The organism is Lacticaseibacillus porcinae, from assembly GCF_003946305.1.
Lineage (GTDB): Bacteria > Bacillota > Bacilli > Lactobacillales > Lactobacillaceae > Lacticaseibacillus > Lacticaseibacillus porcinae.
Window position 1 is genome coordinate 1 of the sequence record NZ_RHNS01000024.1, and the last position, 23,365, is coordinate 23,365.

Sequence of the window (23,365 nt, forward strand, 5' to 3'; positions counted from 1 at the left end):
TATGGAGGATTAGCTCAGTTGGGAGAGCGTCTGCCTTACAAGCAGAGGGTCACAGGTTCGAGCCCTGTATCCTCCATCGGACCCACCTAGGGTCCAGGATCTGAATAGGTCCAGCATGAGCCGTTAGCTCAGTTGGTAGAGCATCTGACTTTTAATCAGAGGGTCGACAGTTCGAGCCTGTCACGGCTCATTTCCACCAGTTCCATATTTGTCTGCGGGTGTGGCGGAACTGGCAGACGCGCTAGATTTAGGTTCTAGTGGTTTATACCGTGGGGGTTCGAGTCCCTTCACCCGCATCAGCATTATATTTTCGCCGACTTAGCTCAGCTGGCAGAGCATCTCACTAGTAATGAGGAGGTCGGAGGTTCGAATCCTCTAGTCGGCAGTACAACTGAATATTTATTGCGGAAGTAGTTCAGTGGTAGAACATCACCTTGCCATGGTGGGGGTCGCGAGTTCGAATCTCGTCTTCCGCTTTTCATTTATGCCGGGATGGCGAAACTGGTAGACGCACAGGACTTAAAATCCTGCGGTTAGTGATAACCGTGTCGGTTCGAACCCGACTCTCGGCATTTATGATATGCACCCATAGCGCAATTGGATAGAGTGTCTGACTACGAATCAGAAGGTTGTAGGTTCGACTCCTACTGGGTGCATTTTTTGCGTTATGCAAAGATTTTCTAAGATCACGTTTCGCGGAAGTAGTTCAGTGGTAGAACATCACCTTGCCATGGTGGGGGTCGCGAGTTCGAATCTCGTCTTCCGCTTCATCGGGAAGTAGCTCAGCTTGGTAGAGCGCTGCGTTCGGGACGCAGAGGTCGTGGGTTCGAATCCCGTTTTCCCGATATTGAAGTCATTGTCTGAGGACAGTGGCTTTTTTATTATATTTGCGTATAATTAAAGTCAACATTAGTCAAACTAGACCAATGCCTAAAGAAAGGTGGGACGTGATGGCAAGCCAAAATGTGACGGACATCATCGAACGCTACTTAAAAGCGTTACTGGATGCGCAAGAAGAAGTCGAAATCAGACGAGCCCAGGTGGCGCAACGCTTTGATTGCGTCCCTTCACAAATCAATTACGTGATCAAAACGCGCTTCACCCCAGAACGCGGTTATGTGGTCGAATCTAAGCGCGGCGGCGGTGGGTATATTCGCATCGTTAAAGTTAAAATGCGCACCGATTGTGATTTGGTGACTTGGATGATCGATCAATTGCCAAGCCAAATCAGTAATCAAGATGCCCGCTTAATGATCCAAAAGTTGTATGATGAAGGCGTCGTCAACCAACAAAGTGGCAACATGATGCTCAATGTGTTGAGTCATCAAACCTTAAACGTCGCTGATACCGATACAGAAGCGCGGCTGCGGGCTCGATTGTTGTTGTCTTGTTTGCAAAGTTTACAATATGAACGCACACACTGATTGAAAAGAGGAATGAGCGTATGGATAATCTGTTTACGCCGTCAGCAAAAAACGTTTTAATGATCGCACAAGAACAAGCCAAGTACTTCCATCACCACGCAGTCGGCACGGAACATTTGTTGATGGCCTTAGTGATCGAAGAAGATGGCATCGCTGGCAAAACGTTGCGTCAACTTTCTGTCAGCCAAGAAGATGTCCATGATGAAATCGAACGCTTCACCGGCTATGGCACTGTCGACGCCCAAAACCAAAGCGCAGACACTTATTTGCCATACTCCCCGAAAGGCAAAGAGATCTTGAGCTTTGCCGGCGACGAAGCCAAACGCTTAGGCGCCTTGAAAATCGGGACGGAACACATTTTGCTGGGATTATTGCGCGAAGATGATATTTTAGCAGCGCGGATCTTGCAGAACTTGGATCTTTCCTTATCAAAGACCCGTCAAATGGTCTTAAAGAAAATGGGGATCTCAGAAGCAGCCGCCAAGCCGCGCCAAGCCACCCGTCAAACAAAGCGTCCTGCTTCTCAAGGCACGCCGACTCTCGATGGCTTAGCTCGCGACTTAACGCAACTGGCTCGCGAAAATAAAATGGATCCAGTGGTCGGCCGTGACAAAGAAGTCCGCCGCTTGATCCAGATTTTAGCTCGCCGCACCAAGAATAACCCAGTGTTGATCGGGGAACCTGGGGTCGGCAAAACGGCGATCGCAGAAGGTTTCGCAGAAAAAATCGTCGCCGGCTCTGTGCCTAGCGACATGCAACACAAACGTTTGATGATGCTTGATATGGGGTCATTAGTTGCAGGCACCAAATACCGGGGTGAATTCGAAGACCGGTTGAAGAAAGTGATCGATGAAATTTATCAAGATGGCAATGTGATCTTGTTCATTGATGAACTGCATACTTTAATTGGTGCCGGTGGCGCAGAAGGTGCCATTGATGCGTCTAACATTTTAAAGCCTGCTTTAGCTCGTGGTGAATTGCAATTGATCGGGGCGACCACTTTAGACGAATACCAAAAGTACATCGAAAAAGATGCCGCTTTGGAACGTCGGTTTGCGACGATTCAAGTCAATGAACCATCAGAAGCAGAAGCAGAGCAGATCTTGCATGGCTTGCGAGGACGTTATGAAGAACATCATGGCGTCACCATTACCGATGATGCCTTGCATGAAGCCGTTGTGTTATCTAGTCGCTACATCACGACACGCTTTTTACCAGATAAAGCGATCGACTTGGTTGACGAATCAGCTGCCAAAGTTCGCTTAGACGAAGCTGACAAACCAACTAAAGCCGATAAGCTGGAACAAAAGCTTGAAGATTTGGTCAAGTCCAAAGAAGATGCGATCGCGCATCAAGACTTTGAAGAAGCAGCCGTCATTCGCCAAAAGGAACAAAAGCTCCGCGAAAAAGTGGCTGCTCAACCATCAGACGCTGATGAAAATGGCGTCCGCAAAGATGTCCAAGTGACTGGTGAAGATGTCGCTGAAGTGGTGGCCCAATGGACTGGTGTGCCAGTCACCCAACTCCAAAAGAAAGAATCCGAACGGTTAGTGAACTTGGAGAAAGTCTTGCATGAACGCGTTGTCGGCCAAGACGAAGCGGTCAGTGCCGTATCCCGGGCGATCCGTCGTGCTCGCAGCGGTTTGAAAGACCCCACTCGTCCGATCGGCTCATTCATGTTCTTAGGCCCCACTGGTGTTGGGAAGACCGAATTAGCCAAAGCTTTAGCTGAAGCGATGTTTGGGACTGAAGATGCAATGATCCGCGTCGACATGTCTGAATATATGGAGAAATTTTCTACTAGCCGTTTGATCGGGGCAGCACCTGGTTACGTCGGCTATGATGAAGGTGGCCAACTGACTGAAAAAGTCCGCAACAAGCCTTACTCTGTTGTGCTGTTAGACGAAGTGGAAAAAGCCCATCCCGATGTCTTTAACATTTTGCTGCAAGTCTTAGATGATGGCTACTTGACTGACTCTAAAGGCCGCCGCGTGGACTTCCGGAATACGATTTTGATCATGACGTCAAACATCGGTGCCACTGCCTTACGTGATGAAAAGACGATGGGCTTTGGCGCATCGACTAGCAATGGGCCTGACTTCAAAGCAATGCAAAGTCGCATGCTTGAAGAACTCAAACGGGCTTTCCGACCAGAATTCTTGAACCGGATCGACGAAACTGTGGTATTCCACTCCTTAAACAAGGCAGAACTCCATGAAATCGTGAAGATCATGGCCAAAAACGTTTTGCATCGTTTATCAGATCAAGACATTAAAGTCAAAATCACCCCTGCAGGTATCGATGCTGTTGCTAAAGCCGGCTTTGATCCTGAATATGGGGCCCGTCCAATTCGTCGGGCATTGCAACGCGATGTTGAAGATCAGTTATCTGAACTGTTGTTAACTGGTCAAGCCAAAGCAGGCGACTTGATCACCATCGGCGCAAAAGCCGGTAAGCTGACTTTTAAGGTGAAGCCTGCTGCTGAACCGAAAGAACCAGTGAAAGCCTAATGCAAAAAAGTCGTTTTCTTCTATAGAAGAAGGCGACTTTTTTGAACCCAACGAGTTTTAAACCGGTTTTACTGCGACTGGGGCATGTGGCCAAGTTGAAAGCTGCAAGTGACCTCAGCCCACCTACTTGACATTAATTTTAAAAACAGGTATTCTTAATGCAATTGCATTTCGGTGCGACCCACATGTGTTGGCGATCTATTGTCCGTCAACGCGCATATTGAACCCAAGGCGTTCGCGAATTTTTTTCTCTTGCGCTTTTGGGTTTTTGTTTGCCCAAATGGGAGTCGTATCGGCAGATGTAACACAAATGTAATATTTGTTTGTGAAGTCGCCGTCCGATAAAACTAATGAGAGGTGTTCATACTTGGCAGGACATTTAGTGAATTACGGCAAGCATCGCACACGCCGTTCCTATTCCCGCATCAAAGAAGTACTCGATCTGCCTAACTTGATCGAGATCCAATCTAACTCATATCAATGGTTCTTAGACGAAGGCCTGAAGGAAATGTTCGACGACATCATGCCGATCGAAGACTTCCAAGGCAACTTGTCTTTGGAATATGTTGACTATGATCTTCGCGAACCGAAATATACCGTTGAAGAAGCCCGTCAACATGATGCCAACTACGCGGCACCATTACACGTCACTTTGCGGTTGACTAACCATGAAACTGGCGAAATCAAGTCACAAGATGTCTTCTTTGGGGACTTCCCATTGATGACTGATCAAGGGACGTTCATTATCAACGGGGCAGAACGGGTTATCGTTTCTCAATTAGTCCGCTCTCCTGGGGTTTATTACAACTCTGCTGTGGATAAGAACTCCCGTATGACTTGGGGCACCACTGTGATCCCTAACCGTGGCGCTTGGTTGGAATTTGAAACTGACGCCAAGGATATTTCGTATGTCCGCATCGACCGGACTCGTAAGATCCCAATGACTGAATTAGTCCGTGCTTTAGGCTTCGGTGCTGATTCTGACATTATCGACATGTTCGGCGATAACGATTCCTTGATGCTCACCTTGGAAAAAGATGTGCACAAGAACACCGATGATTCCCGTACTGACGAAGCGTTGAAAGATATTTACGAACGTCTTCGCCCAGGCGAACCAAAGACTGCTGATTCTTCCCGTAGTCTGTTATATGCGCGTTTCTTTGATCCAAAGCGCTATGACCTCGCTAATGTTGGTCGCTACAAGGTCAACAAAAAGCTTAACTTAAAGACTCGCCTGTTGGGCCGCACTTTAGCTGAAACTTTGGCAGATCCAGAAACTGGCGAAGTGATCGTCGCTAAAGACACCAAGATCGATCGTCACGTGATGGAGACCTTAGGCGAATACCTTGATAAAGATGATTTTAAGACCATCACTTATCAACCAAGCGACCAAGGTGTGGTCACTGACCCAATGACGGTGCAAGTCGTTAAGGTCTACTCTGAAAACAACCCTGAAAAAGTCGTCAACATGATCGGCAACGGCCATATTGACAAAAAGACTAAGCATTTGATCCCAGCAGATATCGTCGCTGCCATGAACTACTTCTTGAACTTACAAGAAGGCATTGGCTCCACTGATGATATCGATCACTTGGGTAACCGTCGGATCCGTTCTGTCGGTGAATTGCTTCAAAACCAATTCCGGATCGGCTTAAGCCGGATGGAACGTGTGGTTCGTGAACGGATGTCCATTCAAGACACCACCACGATCACCCCACAACAATTGATCAACATTCGACCAGTTGTCGCTTCCATCAAGGAATTCTTCGGCAGTTCTCAATTATCCCAGTTCATGGACCAAACCAACCCCTTAGGTGAATTAACGCATAAGCGTCGTTTATCTGCCCTTGGCCCTGGTGGTTTGACTCGTGACCGTGCCGGTTATGAAGTGCGTGACGTGCATTACACGCATTATGGCCGGATGTGTCCAATTGAAACTCCTGAAGGTCCTAACATCGGTTTGATCAACTCTTTGGCCTCTTATGCCGTGGTCAACCCTTATGGCTTCATTGAAACCCCATATCGTCGTGTTTCATGGGAAGACCATAAAGTTACCGACAAAATCGACTATTTAACTGCCGATGAAGAAGATAACTATGTTGTGGCTCAGGCCAACACCAAGTTAAACGAAGATGGTTCATTTGCTGATAGCACCATTTTGGCGCGTTCTAAAGATGATAACATCGAAACCACTGCTGAACATGTTGACTACATGGACGTTTCGCCTAAGCAAGTAGTTGCGGTTGCCACTGCCTGCATTCCTTTCTTGGAAAACGATGACTCCAACCGTGCCTTAATGGGTGCCAACATGCAACGTCAGGCTGTGCCTTTGATCAATCCTCATGCCCCATTAGTTGGGACTGGGATGGAATACAAAGCCGCCCATGACTCCGGGATCGCCGTTTTAGCCACCCATGATGGGACGGTTGAATTCGTTGATGCCAAGCAAATTCGTATCCGTCGTGCTGATGGTGCTTTAGACAAGTACAACTTGATGAAGTTCCGTCGTTCTAACGCCGGTAAGAACTACAACCAACGTCCAATTGTCCGCTTAGGTGACAAAGTCGAAGCCGATGAAATCATCGCCGACGGCCCAGCCATGCAAAACGGGGAATTAGCCTTAGGTCAAAACCCGATCATCGCCTTCATGACTTGGAACATGTACAACTATGAAGATGCGATCGTCTTATCTGAAAAACTGGTCCGCGAAGACGCCTACACTTCCATCCATATTGAAGAATATGAATCAGAAGCGCGTGACACTAAGCTTGGACCTGAAGAAATCACCCGTGAAATTCCTAACGTCGGTGAAGAAGCCCTTAAAGACCTCGATGAATTCGGGATCATCCGCGTCGGCGCTGAAGTGCATGACGGGGATATCTTAGTCGGTAAAGTAACGCCTAAAGGTGTGACTGAACTGTCTGCTGAAGAACGTTTGCTTCATGCGATCTTTGGTGAAAAAGCCCGTGAAGTCCGCGACACGAGTTTGAAAGTGCCTCATGGCGGCGGCGGTATCATTCAAGATGTCCGCATCTTTACCCGTGACAACGGGGATGAATTGTCTCCTGGTGTTAACATGAAGGTCCGCGTCTACATCACCCAGAAACGTAAGATCGAAGTTGGGGATAAAATGGCCGGCCGTCATGGTAACAAAGGGACGGTTTCCATCGTGGTGCCTGAAGAAGATATGCCATTCTTACCTGATGGGACCCCAGTTGACATTTTACTGTCACCAATGGGTGTGCCTTCTCGTATGAACATTGGACAGGTCTTAGACTTGCACTTAGGGATGGCGGCTCGCAACTTAGGGATCCATGTGGCAACACCAGTCTTTGATGGTGCCAATGATGAAGATCTCTGGGCAACAGTTAAAGAAGCTGGGATGGCTTCAGACGGCAAGTCCATTTTATATGATGGTCGTACCGGTGAACCATTTGAAAACCGTGTATCTGTCGGGGTCATGTACTACATGAAACTGGCTCATATGTCTGCTGATAAGCTTCATGCACGTTCCATTGGACCTTACTCCTTAGTTACGCAACAGCCACTGGGTGGTAAAGCTCAGTTTGGTGGCCAGCGTTTCGGGGAAATGGAAGTTTGGGCCTTGGAAGCTTACGGGGCTGCTTACACCTTACAAGAAATCTTGACTTACAAGTCAGATGACGTGGTAGGTCGTGTGAAGACCTATGAAGCCATTGTCAAAGGCGAACCAATTCCAAAGCCAGGCGTGCCAGAATCATTCCGCGTGTTGGTCAAGGAATTACAAGCCCTTGGTTTGGACATGAAAGTGCTCGACCAAGACAAACAAGAAATCGAATTACGCGATATGGATGATGAAGACGACGACGTAGTTTCTGTTGATGCCTTAGCGAAGTTCGCCAAGGAACAAGAAGAAAAGAAGGCCAAAGAAGCCGCTACGCTTGCCGCTCAAGATCAATCCGGCGACGATAACAACAACTAGGAGGTAGCCTTTTGATTGATGTCAACAAGTTTGAAAGCATGCAAATCGGCTTAGCCTCGCCTGACAAAATCCGTTCATGGTCTTATGGTGAAGTCAAAAAGCCAGAAACCATCAACTATCGGACGTTGAAGCCAGAGCGAGATGGGCTATTCGATGAACGCATCTTCGGACCGACCAAAGACTGGGAATGTGCCTGTGGGAAATACAAGCGCATCCGGTATAAGGGGATCGTTTGTGACCGTTGTGGCGTTGAAGTAACACGCTCCAAAGTGCGTCGCGAACGCATGGGCCATATTGAATTGGCTGCCCCTGTGACTCACATCTGGTATTTCAAAGGCATCCCATCTCGTATGGGTTTGGTTTTGGACATGTCCCCACGCGCGCTTGAAGAAGTCATTTACTTCGCCAGCTATGTGGTGATCGATCCAGGTGACACCTCACTTGAAAAGAAACAATTATTGACTGAACGCGAATACCGCGACAAGCGTGACGAATACGGTCAAGGTTTCAACGCCAAAATGGGTGCTGAAGCAGTGAAGGAACTTTTAAGCCAAGTTGACTTGGCCCAAGAAGTTGCCGAACTCAAAGAAGATTTAAAGACGGCCCAAGGCCAAAAGCGGACCCGTGCGATCCGTCGTTTGGACATCTTAGATGCCTTCTTGGAATCTGGTAACGATCCTGCATGGATGGTCATGGATGCCATTCCTGTTATCCCACCGGATCTGCGTCCAATGGTTCAATTGGAAGGTGGCCGTTTTGCCACTAGTGACTTGAACGACTTGTATCGTCGGGTCATCAACCGTAACAACCGGTTGAAGCGTTTGTTGGACCTTAACGCGCCTAACATCATCGTTCAAAACGAAAAGCGGATGCTGCAAGAAGCTGTCGACGCCTTGATCGATAACGGTCGTCGTGGCCGTCCGGTCACTGGTCCAGGGAACCGGCCACTGAAGTCTCTTTCTCACATGTTGAAAGGGAAGCAAGGCCGTTTCCGTCAGAACTTGTTAGGGAAGCGTGTTGACTATTCTGGCCGTTCAGTTATCGATGTTGGCCCAACGTTGAAGTTCTATCAATGTGGCTTGCCTCGTACCATGGCGCTTGAATTGTTCAAGCCATTTGTGATGCGTGAACTCGTTGCGCGTGACATGGCCTCCAACATTAAAAACGCCCGTCGTAAAATCGACCGCGAAGATGACGATATTTGGGATGTCTTAGAAGATGTCATCAAAGAACGTCCAGTCCTTTTAAACCGCGCACCTACGTTGCACCGTTTAGGGATCCAAGCCTTCGAACCAGTGCTGGTTGATGGGAAGTCCATGCGCTTGCACCCAATCGTGTGTGAAGCCTACAACGCCGATTTCGATGGTGACCAAATGGCCATTCACGTGCCATTATCTGATGAAGCCCAAGCCGAAGCCCGTTTGCTGATGCTTGCTGCTCACCATATCTTGGCGCCTAAAGATGGTAAGCCGATCGTTACGCCTTCTCAGGATATCGTTTTAGGGAACTACTACTTGACGATGGAACAAAAAGGTCGCGAAGGCGAAGGCATGATCTTCAAAGACACCAACGAAGTGTTGATGGCTTTGCAAAATGGTTATGTTCACTTGCACACTCGGATCGGTTTGGCAGTCAACTCCATGCCTAAGAAGCCATTTACTGATGATCAACGCAACAAGATCATGGTGACTTCCGTGGGTAAAGTGATCTTTAATGAGATCTTGCCAACTGAATTACCATTCTTGGATGAACCGACCCAAGATAACATCGTCAACGGTGTGCCTGATAAGCACTTCATCCAACCAGGTGAAGACATTCATGCTTACTTGGCAGATGCACCATTGATCGACCCATTCAAGAAGTCCTTCTTGTCTAAGATCATTGCCGAAGTCTTCAAGACTTACAAAGTGCAACGGACTTCTGACTTGTTGGATGACATGAAGACTTTGGGCTACACCCAAGCCACTAACTCCGGTTTAACTGTCGGGGTTGCTGACGTGCCGAACTTGCCACAAAAAGCTGAAGTAGTTGAAGAAGCCCATAACAAAGTCGCAACTGTTGCCAAGCAGTTCCGTCGTGGGTTGATCACTGACCAAGAACGTCATGATCGCACCATTTCCATTTGGAACGATGCCAAAGACGATATTCAACAAAAGCTGATCGACTCCTTTGACCCGAACAACCCAATCTCTATGATGAGTGATTCCGGGGCCCGTGGTAACATTTCTAACTTTACTCAGCTTGCTGGTATGCGTGGTTTAATGGCTGCGCCTAACGGTGGGATGATGGAAGTGCCAGTTATCTCGAACTTCCGTGAAGGCTTATCCGTCTTGGAAATGTTCATGTCCACCCACGGGGCTCGTAAAGGGATGACCGATACTGCCTTGAAGACTGCCGATTCTGGTTACTTGACCCGTCGTTTGGTCGATGTTGCCCAAGATGTCATCGTTCGTGAAGAAGACTGTGGCACTGACCGTGGCTTAGTGGTTTCTGCGATTCGTGAAGGTAACGAAATGATCGAACCATTGTACGATCGTTTGGTTGGCCGCTTCACGCAAAAGTCTGTGCTTGACCCACAAACGCATGAAGTCATCGTGCCTCGCGACACCTTGATGGACGAAGACATGGCCCAAGCTATTGTCGACGCCGGCGTTGAATCTGTTACCATCCGTTCCGTCTTCACTTGTGACACCCGTCATGGGGTTTGCCAAAAGTGCTACGGCCGCAACCTCGCTACTGGCGAACAAGTTGAAGTCGGTGAAGCAGTCGGGACTGTCGCTGCGCAATCTATCGGTGAACCAGGTACGCAATTAACCATGCGTAACTTCCATACCGGTGGTGTTGCCGGCGGTGATGATATCACCCAAGGGTTGCCTCGTGTCCAAGAAATTATGGAAGCACGTAACCCTAAAGGTCCTGCTGTGGTTTCCGAAGTTGACGGCTACATTACCGCCATCGACGAAAACCCTGCAGAACACACTCGTGAAATCACAGTTGAAGGTAAAACTGATACTCGCACTTACTCTGTGCCATACGCATCAAGCGTTGCGGTTGCAGAAGGTGACCACGTTGATCGTGGCGGTCGTTTGACTGGTGGTTCAATTGATCCTAAGGCCTTGATCAAGATCCAAGACTCTTTGAGCACTGAAAACTATCAATTGTTTGAAGTTCAAAAAGTTTATCGGATGCAAGGGATCGAAATCGCTGATAAGCATATCGAAGTGATGGTTCGTCAACAATTACGCAAGATCCGGGTCATGGATCCAGGCGACACTGACATTTTGCCAGGGACGTTGCTTGATATTGCGGAATTCAAGGACCGGAACAAAGATACGTTGATCTCCGGTGGTATCCCAGCTACTGGTCGTCCAGTCTTGCTTGGGATCACCAAAGCATCTCTGGAAACCAACTCCTTCTTGTCTGCGGCTTCCTTCCAGGAAACTACTCGTGTCCTCACCGATGCGTCGATCCGCGGCAAGGTCGATCCTTTGGTCGGCTTGAAGGAAAACGTCATTATCGGGAAGATCATCCCAGCTGGTACTGGGATGGCGACCTACCGTCACATGGAACCAAAGACGGTTGGTGCCGTTTCCGAAAATGTCTATTCGATCTCCGATATCGAAAAGCAAATGCAAGCTGATGACGCTGCCAAGTCTGACAACTAATCTGCAAGCATGAAAAAGGCGTCGCAACCGAAAAGTTGCGGCGCTTTTTGCGTTCAATAAAAGGTGTTTTGAATTTGGACCTCCTGCTGGCCGGTGCTGCGTGGTGAGGGTCCTCAAGGAAGCTAGCCGAGATGTGTCGCTACGCTCCCCACTCGCCGGATCTTCCTTTGCGGGTTCTCGTAAGCGACAAGTCGCTAACGAGAATCTCACCACGCAGCACCGACCAGCTTCCGGTCCAAATTCAAAACCCTTGCGCAACACTGTTTGCATCCTCTGTTTGAGACATCAAATGAGTTGAACAATTGTGACGATCAAACTTCCTAATGCAAGATGTGGTAACCATGGTAGTTGTCGTTGCTTGAAGCTTGTGGCATGTAATAAGCCTGTCACGCAGGCGATCAGTAACACCCACAATAAGGGCATCAAGGTGAAGTGACTGGCCAAAACGCCGATCATCCACGCATCAGCACTTCCTAGGTAGTTGAAATGAGCGAGAATAGAAAAGGCGACCCACCAAAGTAGTGGCAGCCACCACAGCGCAGCAGTGGGGATGCTGAGCAAGTAAAGTTGTACGCACCACAACTCAAAAGGTTGTGACGGGACTGAGTGAGTGGTGGCATCTTGAAAAGCAAAATAGGCCAAGCCACCCCAAAAAATCAGGTTTTCTAGCATGTGACATCACTCCTTGGAAGAGCACGAGGAAATCAGCAAATTAAACGATGCTTTTTTCTGAAATGCTTGACATCGCCTTGGGATTCTTAGTATACTATCAAAGGTGCTTTTTTCCAGTTATTCGGGTTTCCCGAGCAGTGAACTGGGCAATTGCCACTTCGCCGTCTCGTGGGCCATTTTTTTATCAAATAAAATGAACCGCCTGGATGTGTGGACTTGAAAAGTTTAAACCAGAATCGAAAGGAGGAACCTTGAAATGCCTACTATTAACCAATTAGTACGTCAAGGTCGCAAGTCTCAAGTAACAAAGTCTAACTCTCCTGCGTTGAACTTCGGTTACAACAGCAAGAAGAAGTCTCTTACTAACACCCCAGCTCCGCAAAAACGTGGGGTGGCTACTCGTGTCGGCACCATGACACCAAAGAAGCCTAACTCAGCTTTGCGGAAGTATGCCCGTGTTCGTCTGTCTAACTTAATTGAAGTGACAGCTTATATCCCAGGTATCGGCCACAACTTACAAGAACATAGTGTTGTTCTGATCCGTGGGGGCCGTGTTAAGGATTTACCTGGTGTGCGTTATCACATCATCCGTGGGACGCTTGATACTGCCGGTGTTGATGGCCGTATGCAATCCCGTTCCAAGTACGGTGCAAAGCGCCCTAAGGCTAAGAAGTAAGCAATCGCTCCTGAGGCTTAACGCCTAGGACATTGCAATTTCAAACTAAAACACGACTTATATAAGGAGGCAATCAGCATGCCACGTCGAGGTACTGTTTCAAAGCGTGACGTCTTACCTGATCCAGTTTACAATTCTAAGCTGGTTACCCGCCTCATCAACCATTTGATGATCGACGGTAAGCGCGGTAAGGCCCAAACGATTTTATATTCTGCATTTGATATCATTAAGAAGGAAACTGGCAACGAACCTGTTGAAGTGTTCGATGAAGCGATGAAGAACATCATGCCAGTGCTTGAAGTTAAAGCTCGCCGTATCGGTGGTTCTAACTATCAAGTCCCGATCGAAGTACGTCCTGACCGTCGTACGACCCTTGGTCTTCGTTGGTTAACTCAATACTCCCGTGCTCGCGGTGAACACACTATGGACGAACGCCTTGCGCGCGAAATCATGGATGCGGCTAACAACACCGGTGCGGCTGTTAAGAAGCGCGAAGACACCCATAAAATGGCAGACGCTAACCGCGCCTTTGCACATTATCGTTGGTAAGACAGTTTGGCTATTATATCCATATATTTGGCATATAGTAGCCAATTGTTTTATCCCCAGAGCGACGCAACGCGATTTTAAGGCAAAGCAGAAGCTGGCTTGACGTGATGACGCACTTTGTCATTGCGGCAAGACATCTTCTGCGCCTGCCTGTTGCGTTGCGTCGCTCGACGTCGACTATATTAAACATTAATCACTCACAACAATTGAGAGGAGAACTACTTTCACATGGCCAACAAGCGTGAATTTCCGTTAGACCGGACCCGTAACATCGGGATCATGGCCCACATCGATGCTGGTAAGACCACTACAACTGAACGTATCTTGTATTACACCGGTAAGATCCACAAAATCGGTGAAACTCATGATGGCGCTTCTCAAATGGACTGGATGGCTCAGGAACAAGAACGTGGGATCACGATCACTTCCGCTGCTACCACTGCCTTTTGGAAGGACCACCGGGTCAACATCATCGATACCCCAGGGCACGTGGACTTCACTATCGAAGTTGAACGTTCCTTACGTGTCCTTGATGGTGCCGTAACTGTTTTGGATGCCCAAGCTGGTGTTGAACCTCAAACTGAAAACGTTTGGCGTCAAGCTTCCACTTATTCTGTTCCTCGGATCGTGTTCGTTAACAAAATGGACAAGATCGGTGCGGACTTCGAATACTCTGTGAAGTCCCTTCACGAACGCTTAGGCGCTAACGCCCATGCCATGCAATTACCGATCGGTGCCGAAGATAACTTTGAAGGTATCATCGACTTGATCGAAATGAAGGCTGACTTGTACGATGAAGATGCTTTGGGTTCCGAATGGGATGTTGTTGACATTCCTGACGACTACAAAGAAGCTGCTGAAGCTGCGCACAACGACTTGATCGAAGCCGTTGCTGACGTGGATGACGCCATCATGGACAAGTACCTTGAAGGCGAAGAAATCACCAAAGAAGAATTAAAGGCTGCCATCCGTAAAGCAACCTTGGCTTTGGAATTCTTCCCTGTATTTGCTGGTTCTGCCTTCAAGAACAAAGGTGTTCAAATGATGCTTGACGGTGTCGTTGACTACTTACCATCACCACTTGATGTTAAGCCATACAACGCCACTGATCCTGAAACTGGTGACGCCGTTGAATTGACTGCCGGCGACGACAAGCCATTTGCTGCGTTGGCATTTAAGATCGCCACTGACCCATTCGTTGGTCGTTTGACGTTCATCCGTGTCTACACTGGTACTTTGGAATCCGGTTCTTACGTCTTGAACGCCACTAAGGACAACCGTGAACGTGTTGGTCGTTTGCTGCAAATGCACTCTAACCACCGTGAAGAAATCCCTGAAGTATTCTCTGGTGATATCGCGGCTGCCATTGGTTTGAAGAACACTACTACTGGTGACTCTTTGACTGATGTTGACCACCCATTGATCCTCGAATCCTTGGAAATTCCTGATCCAGTTATCCAAGTTTCCATCGAACCTGACTCAAAAGAAGACCGTGACAAGCTTGACGTTGCGATCCAAAAGCTGAGTGAAGAAGATCCTACGTTCCAAGCTGAAACTAACCCTGAAACTGGCGAAACTTTGATCGCCGGCATGGGCGAATTACACTTGGATATCATGGTTGACCGGATGAAGCGTGAATTTAAGGTTGGCGCCAAAGTTGGTGCGCCTCAAGTTGCTTATCGTGAAACCTTCACCAAGCAAGCTTCCGCTCAAGGTAAGTTTGTTCGTCAGTCTGGTGGTAAAGGTCAATATGGTGATGTTTGGGTTGAATTTACCCCTAACGAAGAAGGTAAAGGCTTCGAATTCGAAGATGCCATCGTCGGTGGTGTGGTTCCTCGTGAATACATCCCTTCAGTTGAACAAGGCTTGAAAGAATCTATGGCTAACGGTGTCCTCGCCGGCTACCCATTGATCGACGTTAAAGCTAAGTTATATGATGGGTCTTACCATGATGTCGATTCCTCTGAAGCGGCCTTTAAGGTTGCTGCATCCATCGCGTTGAAGAACGCTGCACCTAAAGCTGGTGCCGTGATCCTCGAACCGATCATGCACGTTGAAATCGTTGTTCCTGAAGAATACCTTGGCGATGTTATGGGTCAAGTTACCGCTCGTCGCGGCCGTGTCGAAGGCATGGAAGCACGTGGTAACGCCCAACTCATCAACTCCATGATCCCACTGGCTGAAATGTTCGGTTACGCAACGACCTTGCGTTCCGCTACTCAAGGCCGTGGTACCTTCACGATGACTTTCGATCACTACGAAGCAACCCCTAAGTCTATCCAAGAAGAAATCATCAAAAAGAACGGCGGCAACTAAAGCCGTGAGCACCGAGTCTAATGACTCGGTGCTTTTTTGTGCCCAGAGGACTTCAAAGCGGGCTTAACACCAAGGGTAGCTAGCCGTCGGTGTGTTGCTTTGAAGTCCTCGACGATGCCCAGCGCTGTGTCGGCGTTGCTCAAAAAAGCGCGACGTTGCCATGGCCGTTGCCAATTTAAAATCCGAACATTTCCCGATCATTCACCGGACGACGCCCAGACTAACGATGAATATTACTGATATCGTTCGTGTTTTACTATTATTTCACGGTGTTAGTTTAAATTTTGTCCGTGACTAACGCGATAAAACAGTGTATGATGGATAACAGCAATCAACCAGATGTTAATCAAAGGAGAATTGAAGTTATGTTGACTCTTGCCACTACCATTGCCGATCGTCATTTCAAAACTTGCTTAATGAACGCTGCTGGTGTTCGTTGCCAATCAGATCGCGACTTGAATGCCTTGATCAATTCCAATGCCGGGGCTTACGTGACCAAAAGTGCGACCCCAGCTTACCGCGCCGGCAACCCTGAACCACGGATGAAAATGATCCCACATGGTAGCTTCAATTCCATGGGTTTACCAAACAATGGTTTAGATTATTACTTGGACTTTGTGTTAAACGATCAAGCTAAGCGACCAAATGCGACGAACTTCTTATCGATCGCTGGTACTAGCTTGCAAGATAACCTCGATATGCTTCATCAAATTCAAGATTCTGCTTACAACGGCTTTGTTGAATTAAATTTATCTTGCCCAAATGTCCCAGGTCATCCGCAACAAGGGTATGACTTTGACGCTACGCGCGAAACGTTGACAGCGGTGTTTGATTTTTACACCAAGCCACTCGGCGTGAAGTTGCCACCATACTTTGATTTGGCGCACTTCGATCAAATCGCTGAAGTGTTGAACCAATTCCCATTAACTTTCGTGACCACGATCAACTCTGTGGGTAATGGCTTGATCGTCAATTATGAAACTGAAACTGTCGCGATCAAACCAAAAGGCGGCTTCGGCGGCCTCGGTGGTGCCAGTGTCAAACCTACTGCTTTAGCAAATGTTCGCGCCTTGTCCCAACGGTTGAACCCATCAATCGCAGTGATCGGCGTCGGAGGGATCATGAGCGGTCGTGATGCGTTTGAACACATCTTGTGTGGCGCTTCAATGTTGCAAATCGGGACGCAATTTGGTTATGAAGGAACGAAGATCTTTGATCGCGTCGCCCATGAACTCGATGACATCATGGCGCTGAAAGGCTACACAAGCTTAGATGACTTCCGAGGGAAGCTGAAAACCATCGATTAATTCCGCCAAAAGGCTGGTGACTTCACGTCATCAGCCTTTTATAATAGAAGAAACTGGTAAAAGAAGGCGTAAACATGTCCCAAAAAACAATTTTGATCACTGGGGCTTCTAGTGGGATGGGGAAAGCAGCAACAGAGCTGTTTGCTTCACGCGGTTGGCAAGTCTTTGCAGGCGCTCGCCGGGTCGAAAAGATTCCCACTGGCGAAAACATTCACCCGATGCATTTAGACGTGTGCGATCACAATAGCAACTTAGCGTTTGTTGCTGGGGCGTTGACGCAACAAACGCGGCTGGATGTGTTGTTAAACAATGCCGGGTACGGGGAATTTGGACCGTTGGAAGAAGTCCCATTAGCGTCTGCACGCAAACAATTGGAAACCAACCTTCTCGGCGCAGCAGACCTTGCGCAAATTGTTTTGCCGATCATGCGTCGTCAAGGGTATGGCCGCATTATCAACAACTCCTCGATTGGCGGGGATTTGTATACGCCACTTGGTGGGTGGTATTATGTTTCCAAGCACGCGTTAAACACTTGGTCAGACACTTTAGACTCGGAGATCCGGCCATTTGGTTTGCGTTCGGTGATCGTTGAACCAGGTGGCACCCAGTCGAATTGGTTAAACATTGCAATGGACCATGCCAAAACCAATTTGAAGGCTGATTCTGCTTATCGCCAGTTGACTGACACTGTGGGTGGGTTATATTCCCATAGTAGCTTCATGACTGGGGCAACTTCAGAACAACTGGCAGAAGTCTTTTATCAAGCTGCCACGGCCAAGCGTCCCCGTCGACGTTACTACCACGCTTGCAGTGATCGTTTGATCGCCAACTTTGCCCGCATCCATCCTGAATTATTCCGTCATGGGTTGAACTTGGCAGTGGACCTTGCGTTGAAAATGCATCTCGGTCAAAACGCCGAAGTGGCCACTGAATCTCAAGACTAACCACGCAAAAACGCGATCAACCGTTGATGTTGATCGCGTTTTGATGTGGCACTGATTATCTAAAAAGGTTCAGACCTTTTGCTTTTGGGAAGCTAATCAGTGGCATTTGCAGTGGCGCGGCCGCGGACTTTGTAAACGACTAAGCCTAAAGCTAAACCAACTAATGCTGGCACGACCCATGCCATGCCTTGTGCAGCAAAGGGAAAGAAGCTGTGTTCAAAGTTGGTGCAAGCCAGCCCGAATGCAGATTGAGAAACCACTGGTGGGAAGCTTGAAACCATGTCGAGTAAAGCAGGAACAGTGGTGAAAGCAACAGTGAAGCCGTAAACGGTTTTGTCGTGGTTGAACCATTTGCCAGAAACCGAAAGTAAGATCAAGACCATGGCAAATGGATATAAGAACATCAACATTGGGGTGGACCATGAGATGATCGTTGCTAAGCCGAAGTTGGCGGTTAAGAAACTAGCAAAGCTCATCAATGCCAACCATTGAACATAAGACAATACTGGGAAGTGCTTGTGGAAGTCTTGTGCAAACGCCGCAACTAAACCAACGGCAGTGGTCAAGCAAGTGACGGTTAACAACGTCGCAAGCAATGCATGGCCAGCGTTGCCGAAGTAGTAAGTGACCAATTGATTAAAGGCAGTACCGCCTTCTGCAGAAACTTTGAAGTTCGCTAAAGATTTAGCCCCTAAAACGATCAAGAACAAGTAAACCAAACCGATCATGCTAGTCGCCAAAACCCCAGCTTTGGCAGTGACTTTTGAGACTGTTGATTGACGGTGAAGCCCAAGGCCGCGAACCGCAGTGACAACCGTGACCCCAAAGGCTAAGCCAGCGAGTGCATCCATGGTGTTATAACCTTGTAAGAAGCCGTTGAAGAACCCGGCACCTAATGTGTGATAACCAGCAGTGGTTGCTTGACCGGCAGCGTTGCCCATGGGATGAGAGAAGCCGACGAAGAATAAGAAGAACAATAAGAGCAAGAATACTGGGTTCAACGCTTTACCGATGGCACTGGTGATGTGTTGTTCCTTATAAGAAAGTAAGAATGCGGCTAAGAAAAATAATGCTGAGAAAACTAGCAAGCCAGTCGCTTGCATGGATTTTGGTAATAGTGGTGCAACGCCAGTGGTGAACGAAACGGTTGCCGTCCGTGGGGTCCCAAACAAGGGGCCGATGGTCAAGTGGATCAATACCATGAACAATACCGCAAACCATTTGCCTAAAGGTTTACCGATATCATAAACCCCTTCAGCGTGCATGGCTGCTACTGCTAAAACGGAAAGCAGTGGCAATACCACCGCAGTGACTAAGAAACCAAGCGTTGCTGGGACCCAGTTGGCACCAGCAAGTTGCCCGAGATGCAGTGGGAAGATCAAGTTCCCAGCACCAAAGAATAAGCCAAACAACATGGAGCTGACGACTAAGTAATCGCGCTTAGTCAATTTCTTTTCGGTAAGTTTTTCCATTGATGATTCCTCCAATAAAAGATCAGTGTATGTAAGCTTTTAATGTGACTAATGCCGCTAATGTCGCTATCCATATTCACCATCTCCTTTATTGTTGGAATTTTTCAAATGCACAAAAAACGGCGCCCTTAGTCTATGACTAAGGGCGCCGCAGCACGATACCACCTTAATTTGCTGATCGTGTCACCACAAACAGCCTCCGTTCGTACGGCTATCAAAAGATAGCGATACGCGAACCGGATAATGGGGGCTCTGGCCATGATCTGTTACTCACTGACGCAATCAGCTTTCGAGATCCTGCTTGAAAGGGATGTTCGCCGTAACTGTTGATGCTTCCTCTCACCTCACGAAGCTCGCTTGATCAACAAATCCGGTTACTGGACTTTCTCGATGCATTTGTCTTGTTGTTTCTGAGTATAGCATGAGAAATCTCAGTGTCAACCATGAGTTTTCATTTTTTTGGTCGATTTGCGAAGCATATCACGTGCATTTTGGTGGGGCAACTTGATAAGCTTGGAATAAGAGAGGTGATACGCCGCTCTGTTACATGTATCATTGTGTCCGCTTACTTGGAGATGATATAACATTAACTGTAAGCGGAAACAAAATAAAGGGGGAAAAGTTTATGCAGAGTTTTATCGCGTTTATGGAAAAGCACTTCCTGCCAGTCGCTGCTAAAATTGGTAACCAACGCCATTTAGTTGCGATCCGGGATGCCTTTGCCTACACGATGCCACTGATGATCCTTGGTGCGTTTGCGACCTTGATCAACAACTTACCAATTCCAGGTTATATCGACCTGATGAATTCGATCTTCAGTGAAAAGTTGAAGGATGGGACATTCATCTGGACCAAGCTCGGGGGGAACTTATGGAGTGGGACCTTCGCCGTATTAGGGGTTATGATCGCGTTCTTAGTTGCGTTCAACTTGGCGAAGTCTTATAAATCATCTGCAGTTGCAGCTGGTATTGTATCATTAGGATCATTTTACGCAGTGGGTGGCGCGTCCGGTATGGACTCCACCGGTTTATTCATTGCTTTGATCGTAGCCATTATTTCTGTTGAGATCTTCCGTCGTCTTGAAGCTAACCCACATCTGGTTATCAAAATGCCAGATTCTGTGCCACCGGCTGTTGCCACTTCATTTGCGGCATTACTGCCAGCAATGATCACCATGACGATCTTCGGTTTGATCACCACCTTCTTCAACGCAGCTCACGTTGAAAACATTGTATTGGCCTTCTACAAAGCGGTTCAAGAACCATTCATGGGCATGGCGAACTCCTACCCAACTGCTTTATTGATCGCCTTCATTACACCATTCCTGTGGTTCTTCGGTTTGCATGGTGCCAACATGATCGACCCATTCATGCAGACAATCAACGCCCCAGCCATCACTGCCAACTTGGCAGCTTTGAAAGCTGGTAAGGAAATTCCTTATATCGTTAACAAGCCATTGTTCGATTCTTTCGTTAACATGGGTGGTACCGGTGTTACCATCTCCTTGATCATTGCCATTTGGATCTTTGCTCGCAAGAACAAAGCTTACATGACAGTTTCAAGTTTGTCTTTTGCACCAGGTTTGTTCAACATTAACGAACCATTGACCTTCGGCTTGCCGATCGTCTTGAACCCAATTCTGTTCGTGCCTTACATCTTGGCACCAATGGTCTGCATCACCATCGCATACTTTGCGACAGCATCAGGCTTTATGCCAGCATGTACGGTGATGGCACCATGGGTAACACCTCCGATTATCGGCGGTGTCATTGCCACTGCTTCTTGGCAAGGTGGTTTGATCGCTGCGATCAACATTGTCGTTGCGACCTTGATCTACTCACCATTCGTTTACATGGCAACGCAAATGCAAATGAAGAAAGATGCAGCCGCAACTCAAGCTTAAGCTTACAAATGAGTCGTCTGAGAAATCAGGCGGCTTTTTTTGTTGGGAACGCTTTGTGATGCCTCGTGAATAGTTGATGATGTGGGGGATGCGGAACAAGGCAACCACATTTGCAGACCTGAATCGACAAGGATCACCCCCGCGATTGATTCGCCTGCATTGCTGAATGTTTTCGATTCCAATAGTTGTAGGAACAAATACGTCACATTGTTACTCCTTGTGACAAAAATGTTATTTGTGACATTGAAGACGCTTTTGTGACATCGTGTGGTATCATAGAACCATGCATGTATGCGTTACCGATTGTAGTCAAACTAGGAATGGGGACAAATCAACAAATTCATGGGAACAAATCTGATTTGTTCGCAGGTGATACAGGTGGTTTGCAAAGGGAGGACAGTTTTGCTTTTTCTTAATTACACACCAGATCTCACAGAAACGGATATGACGATTTATCGTGAAATTGTCAAAGACATGGATGCCGTGGTTTATATGCGGATCCGTGATTTGGCGGAAACAACATATTGCAGTACTGCCAGCATTCAGCGCTTTTGTCAAAAATTCGATTGCAGTGGCTGGGCAGAGTTTAAAACTAAGCTACGGATGTACAACAGTCAGCGGAATAATCGTGGACAGTTGCCTAATGATATTGATGGTGGGGAGATCACCCGGTCGATCGCAGCTTGTGAAGATGGGCAATATCAACAAGCCATTGATCGCGCGGCACATTTGCTTTACGAACACTCCCAAGTGGTGTGGGTCGGCTTTGGAACTTCTCGGATCGTCGCAGATTATGGCGCTGTGACGTATTCCAATTCTGTGAATATGTCATTTGCCGTCACTGCACCGAGCACCCATCCGCAAATCGATTATCCAGAAGCCGTATACAAGTCAATGTGCGTGGTGATTTGCTCGGTATCTGGTGAAAATCGGGTGGTAGTCGGCTATATGAATGAATTGCTTAAACATGGTGTGCCGATCATTGCCATTACCAATTCAGCGAATTCGACGATTGCTCGCCTGTCGACAGTGGCCTTAGCCTACTATGTGACGCCTCAAGATCTTGACGGCGCGAATTTAACGAGTCAAACGCCGGCAATTTATATCATTGAGAAAATGACTCGCCGAGCGATGATGTTAGCCCGTCCAGAAAATGTTCGCCAGTTGGAAGACAATACCAGCTACCAATAGCTTGAACCCAGTCATTCAGCGCGATAAAATTAAAGCGACCACAACAACCACATGGAGGATAATATGACGACACAAGATGAATTGAAGCAACAAGCTGCCCAAATGGCCGCTGATATGGTGGAACCGGGGATGGCGTTAGGCGTCGGGACGGGTTCAACTGTCGCATTTTTCATTGATGCATTAGGCGCTCGGAATCAAAAAACACCATTGAACCTGAAAGCCATCGTCACCACATCCAACCGTTCGCAACAACAACTAGAACAAAACGGCTTTGTGGTCAATGAACTCGCTGATGTCGATCAACTCGACTTGACGATCGATGGGGCCGATCGCGTGGATGATGACCTCAACGGCATCAAAGGCGGCGGCGCTGCCCATACTCTCGAAAAAAATGTCGCCATTAACTCCAAGAAAAATCTTTGGATCGTCGATGAATCCAAGCTTTGCCACCGGCTAGGCGATTTCCCATTACCAGTTGAAGTCTTACCAGTATCTGCAAAGCAAAACTTCGCCAAGTTTGAACAAGCCGGGCTGCAACCAGCTTTTCGTTTAAATGACCAAGGCGAACGGCTGACTACCCATTATGGCAACTGGATCATTGATCTACATGTTGATCCTCTGCCAGTGCCAGATGGTTTGGCCGCATACTTAGACGGGACTGTCGGCGTGGTGGAACATGGGTTGTTTTTACATCTTGTCGACACGGTATTGATCGCGCACAGTGATGGTTCTATCGAACGTCGCGATCGTTAATTTAAGCCAACGACCACAGGAC

Annotated in this window: 14 protein-coding genes and 9 tRNA genes; 21 read left to right on the top strand and 2 right to left on the bottom strand. The window is 47.8% G+C overall.

The window, feature by feature from the left end; translation table 11 throughout:
* Positions 1 to 3 precede the first annotated feature (3 nt).
* The 13 genes from EKM92_RS12840 to rpoC all read left to right on the top strand — a co-directional run bounded on the left by EKM92_RS12840 (position 4) and on the right by rpoC (position 11,560).
* Positions 4 to 76, top strand: a tRNA-Val gene (locus tag EKM92_RS12840).
* A 41-nt stretch (positions 77 to 117) separates the two neighbouring features.
* Positions 118 to 190 (top strand) — tRNA-Lys (locus tag EKM92_RS12845).
* A gap of 24 nt (positions 191 to 214) precedes the next feature.
* Positions 215 to 296: transfer RNA gene (locus tag EKM92_RS12850), tRNA-Leu, on the top strand.
* A 16-nt stretch (positions 297 to 312) separates the two neighbouring features.
* Positions 313 to 385, top strand: a tRNA-Thr gene (locus EKM92_RS12855).
* Positions 386 to 404: 19 nt separating this feature from the next.
* Positions 405 to 476: transfer RNA gene (locus EKM92_RS12860), tRNA-Gly, on the top strand.
* Positions 477 to 486: 10 nt separating this feature from the next.
* Positions 487 to 572, top strand: a tRNA-Leu gene (locus EKM92_RS12865).
* Positions 573 to 582: 10 nt separating this feature from the next.
* Positions 583 to 656: transfer RNA gene (locus EKM92_RS12870), tRNA-Arg, on the top strand.
* A 39-nt stretch (positions 657 to 695) separates the two neighbouring features.
* A tRNA-Gly gene (locus EKM92_RS12875) sits at positions 696 to 767 on the top strand.
* Positions 768 to 771: 4 nt separating this feature from the next.
* Positions 772 to 845: transfer RNA gene (locus EKM92_RS12880), tRNA-Pro, on the top strand.
* A 105-nt stretch (positions 846 to 950) separates the two neighbouring features.
* Entirely contained in the window at positions 951 to 1,424 is a 474-nt protein-coding gene (locus EKM92_RS12885) for a CtsR family transcriptional regulator (protein ID WP_125711412.1), read from the top strand.
* 20 nt (positions 1,425 to 1,444) lie between these two features.
* On the top strand, positions 1,445 to 3,934 hold the full coding sequence (locus EKM92_RS12890) for an ATP-dependent Clp protease ATP-binding subunit (protein WP_125711413.1): 2,490 nt from the start codon (positions 1,445 to 1,447) through the stop codon (positions 3,932 to 3,934).
* A 367-nt stretch (positions 3,935 to 4,301) separates the two neighbouring features.
* Positions 4,302 to 7,895, top strand: coding sequence for a DNA-directed RNA polymerase subunit beta (gene rpoB / locus EKM92_RS12895; protein WP_125711414.1), 3,594 nt, complete (start codon positions 4,302 to 4,304; stop codon positions 7,893 to 7,895).
* 11 nt (positions 7,896 to 7,906) lie between these two features.
* A complete protein-coding gene (gene rpoC / locus EKM92_RS12900) occupies positions 7,907 to 11,560 on the top strand; it encodes a DNA-directed RNA polymerase subunit beta' (RefSeq protein WP_125711415.1) in 3,654 nt (1,217 codons plus the stop codon).
* A gap of 285 nt (positions 11,561 to 11,845) precedes the next feature.
* Here rpoC and EKM92_RS12905 read toward each other — a convergent pair whose 3' ends face one another.
* Positions 11,846 to 12,232: a hypothetical protein gene (locus EKM92_RS12905; protein ID WP_125711416.1), complete on the bottom strand. Its 387-nt coding sequence runs from the start codon at positions 12,230 to 12,232 to the stop codon at positions 11,846 to 11,848.
* Positions 12,233 to 12,488: 256 nt separating this feature from the next.
* On the opposite strand from EKM92_RS12905, the gene rpsL reads away from it, so the two are divergent.
* From rpsL to EKM92_RS12930, 5 genes are all read left to right on the top strand, one after another.
* A complete protein-coding gene (gene rpsL / locus EKM92_RS12910) occupies positions 12,489 to 12,908 on the top strand; it encodes a 30S ribosomal protein S12 (protein WP_056964667.1) in 420 nt (139 codons plus the stop codon).
* A 78-nt stretch (positions 12,909 to 12,986) separates the two neighbouring features.
* Complete coding sequence (gene rpsG, locus EKM92_RS12915; protein WP_125711417.1) at positions 12,987 to 13,457, top strand: 30S ribosomal protein S7; 471 nt, start codon at positions 12,987 to 12,989, stop codon at positions 13,455 to 13,457.
* 228 nt (positions 13,458 to 13,685) lie between these two features.
* On the top strand, positions 13,686 to 15,773 hold the full coding sequence (gene fusA, locus EKM92_RS12920) for an elongation factor G (protein ID WP_125711418.1): 2,088 nt from the start codon (positions 13,686 to 13,688) through the stop codon (positions 15,771 to 15,773).
* 365 nt (positions 15,774 to 16,138) lie between these two features.
* Complete coding sequence (locus tag EKM92_RS12925) at positions 16,139 to 17,080, top strand: dihydroorotate oxidase (protein ID WP_125711419.1); 942 nt, start codon at positions 16,139 to 16,141, stop codon at positions 17,078 to 17,080.
* 74 nt (positions 17,081 to 17,154) lie between these two features.
* On the top strand, positions 17,155 to 18,024 hold the full coding sequence (locus EKM92_RS12930; protein WP_125711420.1) for an SDR family NAD(P)-dependent oxidoreductase: 870 nt from the start codon (positions 17,155 to 17,157) through the stop codon (positions 18,022 to 18,024).
* A gap of 92 nt (positions 18,025 to 18,116) precedes the next feature.
* Here the strand turns inward: EKM92_RS12930 and brnQ are convergent, their stop codons facing one another.
* Complete coding sequence (gene brnQ / locus EKM92_RS12935) at positions 18,117 to 19,496, bottom strand: branched-chain amino acid transport system II carrier protein (protein WP_125711421.1); 1,380 nt, start codon at positions 19,494 to 19,496, stop codon at positions 18,117 to 18,119.
* 625 nt (positions 19,497 to 20,121) lie between these two features.
* Here brnQ and EKM92_RS12940 point away from each other — a divergent pair.
* The 3 genes from EKM92_RS12940 (at position 20,122) to rpiA (ending at position 23,343) form a co-directional block, all read left to right on the top strand.
* A complete protein-coding gene (locus EKM92_RS12940) occupies positions 20,122 to 21,399 on the top strand; it encodes a PTS sugar transporter subunit IIC (protein WP_125711422.1) in 1,278 nt (425 codons plus the stop codon).
* Positions 21,400 to 21,801: 402 nt separating this feature from the next.
* The gene (locus tag EKM92_RS12945; RefSeq protein ID WP_164510013.1) at positions 21,802 to 22,590 is read left to right on the top strand and encodes a MurR/RpiR family transcriptional regulator; all 789 of its coding nucleotides are present in this window, start codon (positions 21,802 to 21,804) and stop codon (positions 22,588 to 22,590) included.
* Between the two features lie 63 nt (positions 22,591 to 22,653).
* On the top strand, positions 22,654 to 23,343 hold the full coding sequence (gene rpiA, locus EKM92_RS12950; RefSeq protein ID WP_225420814.1) for a ribose-5-phosphate isomerase RpiA: 690 nt from the start codon (positions 22,654 to 22,656) through the stop codon (positions 23,341 to 23,343).
* Positions 23,344 to 23,365 lie beyond the last annotated feature (22 nt).